The 13,110-nt window shown below is 68.8% G+C and carries 15 protein-coding genes; 4 read left to right on the top strand and 11 right to left on the bottom strand.

Going from position 1 to position 13,110, the window contains the following annotated elements:
• Nucleotides 1–53: 53 nt before the first annotated feature.
• A complete protein-coding gene (locus ACWDX9_RS03435; RefSeq protein ID WP_449948482.1) occupies nt 54–293 on the bottom strand; it encodes a hypothetical protein in 240 nt (79 codons plus the stop codon).
• Between the two features lie 68 nt (nt 294–361).
• Between ACWDX9_RS03435 and ACWDX9_RS03430 the strand changes: the two genes are divergently transcribed.
• Nucleotides 362–937: a helix-turn-helix domain-containing protein gene (locus ACWDX9_RS03430; protein WP_449948725.1), complete on the top strand. Its 576-nt coding sequence runs from the start codon at nt 362–364 to the stop codon at nt 935–937.
• A gap of 73 nt (nt 938–1,010) precedes the next feature.
• Here ACWDX9_RS03430 and ACWDX9_RS03425 read toward each other — a convergent pair whose 3' ends face one another.
• Nucleotides 1,011–1,418: a hypothetical protein gene (locus tag ACWDX9_RS03425; protein WP_449948480.1), complete on the bottom strand. Its 408-nt coding sequence runs from the start codon at nt 1,416–1,418 to the stop codon at nt 1,011–1,013.
• Here ACWDX9_RS03425 and ACWDX9_RS03420 point away from each other — a divergent pair.
• Both ACWDX9_RS03420 and ACWDX9_RS03415 read left to right on the top strand, forming a co-directional pair.
• Entirely contained in the window at nt 1,417–3,036 is a 1,620-nt protein-coding gene (locus tag ACWDX9_RS03420) for a carboxylesterase/lipase family protein (protein ID WP_449948477.1), read from the top strand. The two genes, ACWDX9_RS03425 and ACWDX9_RS03420, sit on opposite strands and share 2 nt — an antisense overlap.
• Nucleotides 3,037–3,111: 75 nt before the next feature.
• Complete coding sequence (locus ACWDX9_RS03415; protein WP_449948475.1) at nt 3,112–3,441, top strand: response regulator transcription factor; 330 nt, start codon at nt 3,112–3,114, stop codon at nt 3,439–3,441.
• A 76-nt stretch (nt 3,442–3,517) separates the two neighbouring features.
• Here ACWDX9_RS03415 and ACWDX9_RS03410 read toward each other — a convergent pair whose 3' ends face one another.
• Complete coding sequence (locus ACWDX9_RS03410) at nt 3,518–4,426, bottom strand: DUF4158 domain-containing protein (protein ID WP_449948472.1); 909 nt, start codon at nt 4,424–4,426, stop codon at nt 3,518–3,520.
• A 740-nt stretch (nt 4,427–5,166) separates the two neighbouring features.
• On the opposite strand from ACWDX9_RS03410, the gene ACWDX9_RS03405 reads away from it, so the two are divergent.
• Complete coding sequence (locus ACWDX9_RS03405) at nt 5,167–5,592, top strand: hypothetical protein (protein ID WP_449948469.1); 426 nt, start codon at nt 5,167–5,169, stop codon at nt 5,590–5,592.
• A 366-nt stretch (nt 5,593–5,958) separates the two neighbouring features.
• On the opposite strand, the gene ACWDX9_RS03400 is transcribed toward ACWDX9_RS03405, so the two are convergent.
• The 8 genes from ACWDX9_RS03400 to ACWDX9_RS03365 form a co-directional block, all read right to left on the bottom strand.
• Nucleotides 5,959–6,270: a hypothetical protein gene (locus tag ACWDX9_RS03400; protein ID WP_449948466.1), complete on the bottom strand. Its 312-nt coding sequence runs from the start codon at nt 6,268–6,270 to the stop codon at nt 5,959–5,961.
• Nucleotides 6,267–6,512, bottom strand: a complete 246-nt coding sequence (locus ACWDX9_RS03395) for a hypothetical protein (RefSeq protein ID WP_449948463.1) — start codon at nt 6,510–6,512, stop codon at nt 6,267–6,269. The genes ACWDX9_RS03400 and ACWDX9_RS03395 overlap by 4 nt, the downstream gene beginning before the upstream one ends.
• A gap of 320 nt (nt 6,513–6,832) precedes the next feature.
• Entirely contained in the window at nt 6,833–7,999 is a 1,167-nt protein-coding gene (locus ACWDX9_RS03390; protein ID WP_449948461.1) for a lipid-transfer protein, read from the bottom strand.
• A complete protein-coding gene (locus ACWDX9_RS03385; protein ID WP_449948458.1) occupies nt 7,996–8,400 on the bottom strand; it encodes a MaoC family dehydratase in 405 nt (134 codons plus the stop codon). The genes ACWDX9_RS03390 and ACWDX9_RS03385 overlap by 4 nt, the downstream gene beginning before the upstream one ends.
• On the bottom strand, nt 8,400–9,326 hold the full coding sequence (locus ACWDX9_RS03380; RefSeq protein ID WP_449948455.1) for a bifunctional MaoC family dehydratase N-terminal/OB-fold nucleic acid binding domain-containing protein: 927 nt from the start codon (nt 9,324–9,326) through the stop codon (nt 8,400–8,402). The genes ACWDX9_RS03385 and ACWDX9_RS03380 overlap by 1 nt, the downstream gene beginning before the upstream one ends.
• Nucleotides 9,323–10,477 carry an acyl-CoA dehydrogenase family protein gene (locus ACWDX9_RS03375; RefSeq protein ID WP_449948452.1) on the bottom strand — a complete coding sequence of 385 codons (1,155 nt, stop codon included), beginning with the start codon at nt 10,475–10,477 and terminating at the stop codon, nt 9,323–9,325. Before ACWDX9_RS03375 ends, ACWDX9_RS03380 begins: the two co-directional genes overlap by 4 nt.
• A complete protein-coding gene (locus tag ACWDX9_RS03370; protein WP_449948450.1) occupies nt 10,477–11,448 on the bottom strand; it encodes an acyl-CoA dehydrogenase family protein in 972 nt (323 codons plus the stop codon). The genes ACWDX9_RS03375 and ACWDX9_RS03370 overlap by 1 nt, the downstream gene beginning before the upstream one ends.
• Nucleotides 11,449–13,053 (bottom strand): AMP-binding protein, encoded by a 1,605-nt coding sequence (locus ACWDX9_RS03365; protein ID WP_449948448.1) that lies wholly within the window; start codon nt 13,051–13,053, stop codon nt 11,449–11,451.
• Nucleotides 13,054–13,110: the final 57 nt, after the last annotated feature.

The following is a 13,110-nucleotide window of genomic DNA, read 5'->3' as shown; positions in this document are numbered from 1 at the left end:
GGCTCCGTCACAGTACGCGTTCTTGCTGGTCAACTACCCCGTAATGGAGACCGTCACCCGCGCTCCCGACAGCTCGGCCGCCGGGCGCCGGGGTTGGCCGCCAGGGCCGCCCGTTCGGCGTGGACCGGCGACCAGAGGCCGGCGTCGCGGTGCCGGACCGGGTCAGGTCGGGTCACGATCCCGGTGTAAGGGTTGTGAGGACCGGCCTGTCCGATCCCGCCCGTCGGCCGCCCGCCGTCGTCACCGATGAGCGCGTACGTCTCGTCAATGGCGTTCACCGGCCAGTCGAACATTCCCTGATAGAAGCGTCGCGCTCGCCGGGCATCGGGAGTGGAGATGTGCCGACTACGGGTACGACTGCCTGCGCCTGCGCGCCGCTCGGGAAGCACAGGGGCTGACGGTGGCGGAGATCGCGGCCGCTGCCGGCCTGTCGGAGCGGGCGGTGAACTTCTACCTGGCCGGCACCCGCCGCCCTCGCGCTCCGGTCCTGCCGCGGCTGGCTCGTGCGGTCGGCTTGGCCGAACCTCTCGACCTGTGTGACCTGCGCGACGGCGAGCGGATCGTGCATCTGCGCGTTCGAGTGGGCAAGAGCCGCGCCCAGATCGCCGCCGCCCTCGGGTGGCACCCCGACACCTACCGGGGCTGGGAGCTCGCCGGGCGGGCCGAGGACAAGATGAGCGGCGAGCAAATCGGGGAGAGCGATTCGGACCAGCCGGACCGGGGTCGCTGGGCGTCCGCGCCGTTCTTCGACCGGGACATGCTCCAGCGCGGAGCCATGGTCGACGGCGACTGGCGGCCCCCAGTGCGCGGGCCCTACCAGTACGGCAATCCCAGCCACTTTGCAGCGTTCGAAGTCCCCGCCGAACGCCTCCGCCAAGCCCTTCAACGCACGCGCGAGGACCGAGAAGCACAACTCGGAGAACTCCTACGTGGCTGACGTGCCTTACCCATCCCCGAGTCTCTGACCAGAGCGTTCGCTCAACTACCCCGGATAACGCCGAAGTCGTGGTTCAGCGGCGGGCGTGCCGCGCTGTGAGGACTGCGATCACGGGTGCGAGGGTGAAGAGCCCGAACAGCCACCGAGTGGCGCTCTGTCTTCCGACGATGCCTGCCGTGTCGGAGAATCCGACGACATTGGTGATCACTCCCGCTGTGGCTGATCCGAACGCGGTCGCGGTGAGTTGGATGGTGGTGACCGAAGATCCAGCGAGGTCCTGGTCTTTCTCGGGAGTCAACTGCAGAACCCGGGTCAGCTGGTGGGGCCATGTCATCCCGATGCCCCACCCCTCAGATGCCGGATCTTTGGTCAGGCCGATTTGCAACAATCGATCGCGAGCCCGGAACGTTCGCACGTCGCGGCGAGCCCTGGGCCGGCGCGAAGCTGGCCGCATGATCGGAAAGAGATCGCGTTTTGCCATGTCAATAGCGGGGCCGTCGATGCGGCGGCTGCTCGCTCTGGTCGGCGGCGGCTGTGTCGCCATGACCGCGTGTGTCACCCAAGCTGCCGCGCAGCCACAGGTGACGCCGGCGCCGCGGCCGTCGATCGTGCAGCTGGACTCGGGCCCGATCCGGGGCTCGGACGACGGCACAGTGAGGACGTACTCGGGGATCCGCTTCGCGCAGCCGCCTGTGGGGAAGCTGCGCTGGAAGGATCCGGTGCGGGTCGCACCATGGCGGGGAGTGGCCGACGCCACCAAGCCCGGCCGGCCGTGCACGCAGGTGGACCAAGGTAAGCAGATCGGTGGGGAGGACTGCCTGTTCCTCGATGTCACCGCGCCGGCCAAGCCGTCGCGCGAGCGGCTGCCGGTGATGGTGTGGCTGCACGGAGGCGGCTTCCTCGACGGCTACGGCAGCATGTACAACGCCCGGCGGATGGCCGACCAGGGCGAGGTGGTTGTGGTGACGCCCAACTACCGGCTCGGGGCGTTCGGCTCCCTCGCGCTGCCTGGACTGGCCGGCTCGGGCACGTTCGGGCTGGCCGATCAGCTCGAAGCCCTGAAGTGGGTGCAGCGTAACGCCGCGGCCTTCGGCGGCGACCCGGGCAACGTGACGTTGTTCGGTCAGTCCGCCGGCGGGTTCAGCACCTGCGGGCTGCTGACCTCTCCGGCCGCGCGCGGCCTGATCGACAAGGCCGTCATCCAGTCAGGGTCGTGCACGCTCAACTTTCCGGCCGGTACCTACATCCCGGTTCCGGACGTGCCGGCGGTGACGCCGTTCCCTTCGTTGAAGAGCAGCCAGAGCGTCGCGCTGGCGGCGGCCAAGCAGCTCGGCTGCGCGGCGGGCGAGGAGCTGGAGTGCCTGCGGGCCAAGCCGGTCTCCGAGCTGATGAAGGTGAACAAGAGTTTCGCCAATCCCCCCTACGGCTCGTCGCTGCTGCCGCTGGAGCCGGCGCGGGCGCTGCGCGCGGGCAAGTTCCTGCGTGTGCCGGTGATCTCCGGCGGCACCAAGAGCGAGGGCAACGGCTATGTCGCCGGCACCGCGCAGGCCGGGTTCCCGGTGACCGCCGAGAACTACCCGACGTTGATGAAGAACGCGTTCGGCGAGCAGGCCGACAAGGTGCTGAAGGAATATCCGCTGACCGACTTCTCCTCGCCCGGCCTGGCCTGGGCGACGGTGAGCAGTGACCGCGCCTGGGCCTGCCCGACCCTGGAGGGCGACGAGGCGATGGCCGCCCGCACCACGGTGTACGCCTACGAGTTCGCCGACGCCAACGCCCCGAACATCACCGGCACCCCCTCGGAATTCCCGCTGGGCGCCCACCACGCCAGCGACCTGCCGTACCTGTTCGACCTGGACGGCGAGCCATGGGACGGGCTCACGCCGGAGCAGTGGCGGCTGGCGGAGCAGATGATCGGCTACTGGACGTCCTTCGCCCACACCGGCAAGCCCCAGGCCACCGGCGCGCCCGCCTGGCCCGCGTTCACGCCGTCCGGCCAGAGCGTCCTCAGCCTGAAGCCGACAGGGCAGGGCGGCATCGGTCCGGCCGACCTCAGTGATGAGCACCGATGCGCCTTCTGGCGCGGGCTCGGCGGCTGACCACCGCGATGGTCCCCGGCCCGGGGACGGGCCGGGCACCACGGCGCACGATGACGAATGGCAGTCTCGACAGACGTGATCAGGGTTCTGCTGGCCGACGACGACCCGATGGTGCGCCGGCATCTGAAGACGATCCTCGGCTCCGGCACGGAGATCGGGGTGGTCGGCGAGGCACGAGACGGAGCGGAAGCGGTCGAGGAAGTCCTGCGCAGCGCCCGCATCTGCCCATCGGCGTCGGCGTCCGGTGGCGGCACCATCCCGGTCACCGCGGCCACCGCCTCCTTCAGCTCCCGGCGCGGCACGATCGCATCGATCGCCTCCCACACCTGCTCCAGCCGCAACTCCTCGCCGTACTCGGTGACCTCCAGCAGCGTCTCCACCGCGACCGCGAGCGTGGCCGAATGACGGGCCAGCTTAGGGTGCTGGCGGGCGCGCTCCTTGTCGGTGGCGCTCGCGGCCTTGCCGATCAGCTCGGTCGTCATCAGCAGATCCAGCAGGTCCAGTCAGTCGTCGACCGACTTGCCCTCCAGGTAGATGACCGTGGCCGGCAACGTGGCCAGCTGACGCGAGAACCGTGCCGGCGCAGCGTGGTTGCCGTGGCGGTCATCCCGTACCGGGCCAGATACCCCATCCGCCGATGTGGCACTCCCGGTGGCAGCTCCATCGACCCAAGCCCGACGCTGAGAATCTCCCCGGCGCGCTCCAGCGCCTTTTCCATGTTCCGGCCTGAGGGCACCGACGGGCCCTTACGCCAGCGCTCCAGATCCGACGATCGCGCCCCCTCCGGCACCGCCAGCAACCGGGCCAGGATCGCCCGCTGCCGCGGCGACAAGATCCCATGCAGCGTTTCATGCAGCCGCTCGGTCGCCTCATCGCGCACCCGGGCAATCAGCCGCGTCAGCGTGGTCACCCCCGGCAGCAGCACCTTGTTGGTGCGCAGCCGGCTCACCCCGTCGACGAAGATGCTCTTCTTGCCGTCCCCGGTGTTCCACGCCCGCGCATCCACCCACGTGGTGAACTCCGCCTCGACCGCCGAGAACTCCCGCAGCCCGTACGCCTTCTTGATCTCGTCCTGGTGGTCGAACTGTGTCTGGCGCCGCTCGGTGTACTGCTTGATCTGCGAGACGTCCACCACGCCGAGCTGGTCGGCCAGGTAGTCGATCACCTCGGCCGGGACCTCCAGCGGGTCGGGCAGGAACCGGCCCACGAACCGGGCTGTGGTCAGCTGCAGGGCGAACCCGAGCCGGTGCTGATCGCCACGGCGGCGCCCGATCAGTTTCTGGTCTGCGTCGTCGAGGAAGAACATCTTCTCCAGCTCGGCCCGCATCGGTGCCCCTACGTAGCGGCCGTACGCGGCCGCCTCTTCATCGCTTAAGAACTCAACTGGCATGGGCCTCGAAAGTAGGACTCATCTACCAGAGCAGACCAGACACAAGATCGAATTCTGATTCGCCAACAGCTCAGGCGACCCCCTGAATCTCATGATTCTGCAGGTCAAACACGCCAGAACGGCCGCTAAACGCGACTTTTCGTTCGTATGCTGCTCAACCCCCGATTCCGAAGTACGACGGGGCTCCTTCAAGCCCAGTGGGTGCGGTCGCGCGTTCGCTGCGGTTGCCAACTCTGCGGGTCTGGTCAAGGCATCCGTTAAGCTCTTCTACCAGGCCCTGAAACGTCCCTGGGGGCGTGATTTGAGCTCTCCGGTTGCCATTCCGGAGCAACCCAAGGGCTCTCAGAATTGATCTGAGGTGCTTCTATGGGGCAAGGTGGCCGATGGCAAACCTCCTCCATATCCCGCCTGTCTGGGTTCCCTCCCCCGGATGGACGGGGGCCTTTTTGTGCCCAAACACGGGAGCGCCAGTCCAGTCTTTAATTTCTTCGATTGGTCTATGGCACGGGCGCTCATGCGGAGGGTGGTCCGTCCGGAGCCCTGATCACCGCATCGTGCCTGGTAGCCACGTGCCGGCCGCTGGCCGTCCGTGATCATTCCGCCTGACAGAGACGCTTCCGCCAGCTGGATCGTTAGACTGTTGACGCCTAGGCAAGCTGCCACTCCGGGCACGAGGGACACGCATGACGCAAGGATCTCCCAGACCACGACGGCTCACGGTTTTCGCCGAAATAGCGGCCGTGTTAGCGCTGGTCATCGCAATAGTGGGTGTGGTCGTGGCCGTATTAGCGTACGAACACGACAAGGACGTTGCCGCATCTGAGGCTGCACCCACGCCGGTAGTCACTGTCACGCAGTTCACTACCGATGAGCGAGTGATTCCTTCACGGCACACAGACGCTCAACCTGTGCTTGAGGATTCAACCATAGTTTTGATCGCCGGCATTGTAGCCATGGGCCTCCTTTATTTTATGTGGGCTAAGTTGATTCTACTGCCGGACTATATCCTCATATCCTTGAGCCTACTATTCGTGTTAATGGTTCCGACCGTGGCATGGTTTGCCACGGGCTCGGAGACCTGGGTTGTACTTAGCTTTTCAGCCGCCGTTGTATGCGGCATGTTAGTTTTTATTAAAGCCTTGTCGAGCGACCTAAAGATCCCCTGACCTGCGCGCACGGCGAGCGATCCCCACCGGCGGGGTCGCAGATTATTGAAATGGGGGTACCCCAGGATTGGCCTGGTGGCTCCACTCTCGGACGACGAATGGGAGCCTCTGGGGAGCGGTACCGGCAAGCATGCCCTTGAGGATTCCCTGAAGGCGATGGTGCCGGCCGCCTAGGGTCTGGCAGGACACAGGCCCCCGGCTTTCGTGCCGGGGCCCTGCTCGTCGGTACGTCACCACTGCCGGGTTGTACATGAAGTCGGAGACGTACAAATGGCGCTGTCCGGGCCTTGCGGCCTTAGGTATGTGTCTCGCGCCTCCAGGGGGTCTACGTTCATCAGGGCGAAGGCGTGTTGGACGCCGTTTCGCTTACGCCCGAGGCGTTGCGACGTCGCGGAGGAATTCCAGCCATATCACGGTCGCACGCGCGTGCGCCTTGGCGCGCGCCTGGGTTGTGGTGGTGCTGTCGTTCACGTCGAATCTTTCGCTGTCCATCGGGAGACCGTCACGCCCGGGGAGCCGATGATGCAGGGTGAGCTTGTACTTTTCGTCGACGATCGAGAACAGCAGCCGCTTGCCGACCCAACCTTTCTCGCAAGTCGCCGATCCCGGTGACGGCTTCCATAGAATCTGGGGCGCTCCGGTCTTCTGCTCTTCCTTGGGTTCAACCCGGGTGCTCATTGGATCGCCTCCTGTGCGGCCAGGCTGCCCCCGCTCACGACGTTCCCCCCGGGGCCGGCGGCGGATGTCAGGTCACTGATCGTCTGGTTGGCACGTAGATCTGCACACCGGAAGGCGGCGCGACGGGCGGCGCGTACGGGTTCGATGGCCGGATGCCGCACGTAGACAGCTCGCTTGTGCTCGGGGTCCCAGCCGGTGCGCCACCAGAAGCGGTGGCCGTCGCACCACACCGCCAGCCCCACCCAGACGACACCAACGCGAGCCCGTAACCGTCATGTACGTCTGCGGCGATGTCCTCCTGCGCGAGAGCATCTCGCAGCAGCTCGGCGTGGAGGCGTTGCGTGGTGTCCTCCGCTGGATGGGTGTGCGTCGGAACTCGTGAAGGATTCATCACGTCAAGCAAAGCGACACCAGCCATCCACACCGCCCCACCGAGCATGCGGTGCAAGAGCCGCCCGAGATCGACAAATCCCGTTCCGAGCAACAACGCCAGTGGGTGAGCGAGTCAGACCCCGGGCAACTCCTGCCCTTCAAGTCTCACTGTGGGTGAGCGCAGGCCCACCTACGAGTCGGAGGAGAGGATGAGGCCGCTGGTTGGGACGCCGGTTCCCGCGGTTACCAGGACGTTTCGGACGGCTGGGAGTTGGTTGGCGGCTGTGCCCCGGATCTGGCGGACGGCTTCCGCGATGCCGTTCATGCCGTGGATGTAGGCCTCCCCCAGTTGGCCTCCGTGGGGGTTCACGGGCAGGCGGCCGTCCAGTTCGATCGTGCCGTCCCGGAGGAAGTCCGGGGCCTCGCCTCGGGCGCAGAAGCCGAGCTCCTCCAGTTGGGCCAGGACGAACGGGGTGAAGTGGTCGTACAGGATTGCGGTCTGGATGTCTTTTGGCGATAAACCGGACATGTCCCAGAGCTGGCGGGCTACCACGGCGATCTCGGGGAGGCCGGTCATGTCGTCGCGGTAGTAGCTGGTCATCATCATCTGGCCCGATCCCGCGCCCTGGGCGGCAGCCGTGATCAGGGCGGGTGATCTGCGGAGGTCACGAGCGCGTTCGGCCGAGGTGACCACCAGGGCCACGCCGCCGTCGCTCTCCTGGCAGCAGTCGAGCAGGTGCAGCGGCTCGACGATCCACCTGGACGCCTGGTGCTCCTCCAGCGTGATGGGGCGCCGGTAGAACCAGGCGGCGGGGTTGGTGGCGGCGTGACGGCGCATGGCCACCGCCACCCGGCCGAAGTCCTCCGAGGTCGCGCCGTACGTGTGCATGTACCGGCGGGCGAACATCGCCACCCAGGCCGCCGGCGTCATCAACCCGTACGGCACGTGCCAGCTCATCTCCAGCCCCTGGGAGGTGGGCTCGCCGGTCAGGCGGCTGTTCGGCTGGCCGAAGCGGCGGCCGGAGCGCTCGTTGAAGGCGCGGTAGCAGACGACCGTCCGCGCCATCCCCGTGGCCACGGCCATGGCGGCGTGCGCCACGGTCCCGCAGGCCGCGCCGCCGCCGTACTCGACCCGCGAGAAGAACGTCAGGTCCCCGATCCCCGCCTCCCTCGCGACGGCGATCTCCTGGTTGGAGTCCTGGGTGTAGGTCACCATGCCGTCCACGTCGCCGGGTGAGAGCCCGGCGTCGTCCAGCGCCGCCAGTACGGCCTCGGCCGCCAGCCGCAGCTCCGAACGCCCCGACTCCTTGCTGAACTCGGTGGCACCGATGCCCGCGACGGCAGTACGCCCGCTCAACACGGCTTTCCCTCCTCGGCCAGGGCGAAGGTGACGGTCCCGGTGGCGTGGTCGCCCAGGCTCACCTGGCCGCGTACCTCGACCGTCAACCGGCCCTCCTCGCGCGACACGACCGTCCCGTTGAAGCACAGCCGGTCCCCCGCGTACGCCGGGACGCCCAGCTTGACGGCGACCCGCTCGATGACGGCCTCGGGCCCGGCCCAGTCGGTGACGTACCGCTCGACCAGGCCCATGGTGGTCAGGATGTTGAGGAAGATGTCCTTCGAACCCTGGGCGCGGGCCTTGCCGACGTCGTGGTGCACCGGCGTGAAGTCCATGGTGGCCAGCGCCGTGGAGACGACGAAGGTGGGGGTGAGGTCGATGGCCAGCTCCGGCAGCGCGGACCCGATCTCGGTACGCATCACGCGTCCTCCTTCGAAGGCGCCCACATCGGCAGGACGAGCTGGTCGTCCATCGACCGGTACGTCACGCACAACGGCATGCCGACGGCCACCTCCTCGATCGGACAGTCCACGACGTTGCCGACGATCCGTACCCCCTCGGGCAGCTCCACCACGCCGACGACGAACGGGGTCTCCCGGCCCGGCACCGGCGGGTGGTGGTGCACGACGTAGCTGTAGAGGGTTCCGTGACCGCTCGCGACCAGGTGGGAGCTGTTGGCCGAGCGGCATTGCGGGCACAGCGGGCCGGGCGGGTGGCGGTGGTGGCCGCAGTCGGCGCAGGTCTGGATGCGCAGCTCCCCTTGCCGTACGCCTTCCCAGAAGAAGGCGGTGTCCTGGTTGATCGCCGGTTGGAGCGGGTACGCCGGCCGGTCGGCGGCGGGAGCCGCCTTGGTGCGTGGGCGAAATTTCAGGACTCGGAAGAGCATTTCGGCGACCGGCTGCTCGTCCTCGCCGTACCAGGTGACCTTCCAGGTGGCGAAGAAGCCCACCCCCAGCGCCGTCCGCTTGGGCCCGGCCAGGTCCGAGAACCGCGTGGCGGGGGTGAGCCGCTCGCCGACCCGCGCGTACCGGTGGTAGGTCTGCTCGCAGTTCGTCGCCACCACGCCCGTGTAGCCGCTCGCGTCGAGCGCGGCCATCATGTCGTCCACCGCCGAACGGTCCTTCGCCGACCGGCGCACCCCCGGCATCGTCCACACCTGGGCCATCGCGGGCGGGGCGACCCCTTTCTCCAGGTACGCCGGGTTCTCGTCGCCCATGGCGTCCAGCCAGTGCCGGATCATGGGGCCGTTCACCGGGTCCTGCGCCGGGGTCCCGCGTACCTCCCCCAGCGCCGCCTGCTTGCCCGCGAGCTCGTGCAGCTCCTCATCACTCAGGGGAGGGGTCATCGCGGCGGCCTCGGCAGGTTCAGGCCGAGCATGGCGATCAGCTCCCGCTGCACCTCGTTCACCCCGCCGCCGAACGTCAGCACCACCGCCCCCTTCACCCCGTGATCGGTGCGTTCGAGCAGCTCGGCCGTCTCCGGATCCGACGGGTCCCCGTACCTGGCCAGGATGTCGCCGACGATCCTGCCGACCTCCTGCATGCGCTCGGAGCCGTAGATCTTGGTGGCCGACGCGTCGGGGGCGCCGAGCCAGCCGAGGTCCATGTTCGCGGCGACCTGCCAGTTCAGGAGCTCGTTGGTGCGGAAGAAGCCCCACACCCTGGCCAGCGCCCGCCGTACGTCCGGATTGTCCGCCACCCCGGTGCGGCGGGCCCAGGCGAGGAAGCGGTCGTAGGTCTGGCCGAGGTTCCCGGCCGGGCCGAGGGTGACGCGTTCGTGGTTGAGCTGGTTGACGATCAGGTCCCAGCCCCGGTCCACCTCGCCGACCACCATGTCCACGGGCACGCGTACGTCGCTGTAGTAGGTCGCGTTTGTGTGGTGGCGGCCGTCCATGGTGACGATCGGCGTCCAGGAGAAGCCGGGGTCGTCCGTGGAGGCGATCATCATGGTGATGCCCTTGTGCTTCTTGGCATCGGGGTTCGTGCGGGCGGCCAGCCAGATGTACTGGGCGTAGTGCGCGCCGCTGGTGAAGACCTTCTGGCCGTTGACGACGTAGTGGTCGCCGTCGAGCACCGCCGTGGTGCGCAGGGAGGCCAGGTCGGTGCCGGCCTCGGGCTCGCTGTAGCCGATGGCGAAGTGGCACTCGCCGGCGAGGATGCGGGGCAGGAAGAGGTCCTTCTGCTCCTGGGTGCCGTACTGCATGAGCGTGGGCCCCACGGTCTGCACCGTGATGATCGGGTACGGAACGCCCGCCCGGGCTATCTCGTTGGCGAAGATCTGCTGCTCCAGGGGGCCGTAGCCGCCTCCCCCGTACTCCTTGGGCCAGCCGAGGCCGAGCTTGCCGTCGCGGCCGAGGCGACGGCAGTGCTCCATGTACGCCCCGCCGAACGGATCTTCGGCGATCTTCCTGCGGTCCTCGTCGGTGAGACAGCCCTGGAAGTACTCGCGCAGCTCGTCGCGCAGGGCGCGCTGGGCTGGGGTCAGGTCGATCAGCATCAGAGGAGCGCTCCGATCAGGTCGAGCTGGGCGTCGGCGCCGCCGAGCAGGTGGGACAGGTGCTTGGCCTGCGCGAAATAGCGGTGCAGCGGGTACGTGACGTCCAGCCCGAGCCCGCCGTGCAGGTGCTGGCAGGTGTAGAGGGCCTTCCAGGCCTCGCTGACGTGGTACGCGGCCAGCGCCAGGTCCTCGTCGGCCGGCAGGTCCTCGGCCAGGCGCCAGACCGCCGACCACATGGCCACGTCCAGGGCCCGCGCGGCGATGTAGACGTCGGCGATCTGCATGGTCACGGCCTGGAACTCGGCCAGCGCCCGGCCGAACTGCTTCCTCGTCCTGATGTACTCGGTGGTCAGCTCCAGCGCGCCCGCCAGCACGCCGCCGGCCTGGGCCGCCACGGCCGCCATGAACAGCCGCCGGGCCCCGGTGACCGCGTCGGCCCCCGCGATCCGCTCGGCCGGGGTTCCGTCGAGCACGACCGTGGCGGCGGGCTCGCCGGTGGAGGTGTACTCGGGGGTCGTGGCCGGCGACTCCACCAGGAACAGGCCCTCGTCGGCGGTGACGAGCACCGTGTCGCCGGGGTACGGCACCGAGACCTTGCGCCCGGTCAGCGCCCAGCCCCCGTCCACGGCCCGGGCGGCCGTCGAAGGCGGGTCGGCCAGTGCCCTGCCGGGCTCGCGGAGCGCGAGGGTCATCCCGTTCTCGCGGCGTTGCTGGTCAAGGGTGCCATAGCGGGCCAGGGCCAGCGTGCTCACCAGCGCGGGCAACGCGGGCACCGGCGCCGCCCGCGCTCCCACCTCCCGCAGCACCACGGCCATCTCCACCGGCCCCAGCCCGGCTCCCCCGGCCTCCTCCGGCACGCACACGCTCATGAGCCCGGCCTGCCGCAGCCGCTCCTCGTCCCCTTCCCTGGCGAGCACCTCGGCCGCCAGCTTCCGCAGGTCCTGCTGGGTTTCGTCCAGGTTGAAGTCCATTCACGTCTCCAAGAGGTGTTGCCTGCCGTGCCGTACGAACTCCTCCTCGATCCCCTTGACGTCCGAGTCGGTCAGCGGCCGGAGCCCGGAGCCCGACCGCACCCAGACCGGGTCTGCGGTGCGCCAGCCCTCGCGGGCGAGGACCCGCTTGACGACCTTGTGGGAGGGCGTCTGGGGCAAGTGATCAGAAAGGCGGATATATCGGGGTAAGGACTTGGCACCCAGATCGCGGCGCGCCGCCAGGAACGCCGTGAACGCCTCCGGGTCGAAGGCCCCCTCCAGCACCAGCGCCGCCATGACCTGGTCGCCCGCCGCCGGGTCGGGCACCGGGTAGACGGCCGCCTCGACCACCCCCGCGAACTCCCTCAGCGCCGCCTCGATGGGCGCGACCGCCAGGTTCTCGCCGTCCACGCGCAGGCGTTCGGTGCCACGGCCCGCGAAGAACACGTAGCCGTCCCCGTCCGCGTACGCCAGGTCGCCCGACCAGAACGCGCCGTCCCTGATCCGCTCGGCGTCCGCCTCGGGGTCGTTGTAGTAGCCGTCGAACAGCCCCAGCCCGCGCACGTTGACCAGTTCGCCGACGGCCTCGTCCGGGTTGATCAGGCGGCCGTCCTCGATGCGGCCCGGCGGGCAGGGACGGCCGGTCAAGGGGTCGAGGATCAGGATGCCGTCGGGCAGCCGCCCCAGGCATCCAGGCGGCCCGGACGGGTCGGGGGTGAGCGAGATGGCCGTCTCCGTGGAGCCGAAGGCGTCGATCACGCGGCACCCGAACCGCTCCCCGAACCTCCTCGTCGCCACCGCGCTGCCCTCGTTCCCGAACGCGATCCTGAGCGGGTTGTCGGCGTCGTCGGGGCGCTCGGGGGTGGCCAGGACGTAGGAGAGCGCTTTGCCCACATAGTGCAGGTACGTGCCGCCGTACCGTCTGATGTCGGGCAGCAGACCCGACGCCGAGAACCGCCGCCGCAGCGCCAGCGCCGCCCCCGACACCACGGCCGGGGCGTAGGCGGCCATCAGCGCGCCGGAGTGGAACAGCGGCATCGAGCAGTACACGACGTCGGACGGCGTGAGCAGCGCCCCCAGGCTCAACCCGGGGACGGCCATCTTGCGCTGCGTGATCCGCACGGCGCGCGGGCGGCCGGAGGTGCCCGAGGTGAAGATCAGCATCACGAGATCCTCGGGCGCGGCATCCTCGCCGAACGCGGCGTCCGGGGGAGACGACGAGGCGTCCGGCAGCGGCAGCGCCTCCACTCCCAGCGCCTCGGACAGCGGCCCGGCCAGCCCCGCGTACGGGATGTCCGCCAGGAGCAGGTCCACGTCCGTGGCGCGGGCGTCGCGGATCAGCTCGTCGACCGAGCGCGTCGGGTTCAGCGCGACGACCACGTGCCCGGACAGCGCCGCCCCGCCCACGAGGAACACCAGCCCTGGAACGTTCTCGCTGAGCACCCCCACGTGCAACCCCGCGCCGCGCCCGGACAGCCAGGCCCCGGCGGCGCGGCAGGCCGCCACGTGCTCGCGCCATGACCACGTCGTGTCCTCGAACATCAGCCCAGGTCGATCGTCATCGGCCCGTGCACGGAGCAGGGCCGCCAACGTGTTCGCCGCCATCCGGAGTCTCCACCAAGCGCTCGGTCAGCCGAATCGCAAACTAGAACAGATTCTAAT

The organism is Nonomuraea sp. NPDC003201 (assembly GCF_053590415.1).
Note: the sequence above shows the minus strand (reverse complement) of the source record. Positions and strands in the feature narration are given on the sequence as shown.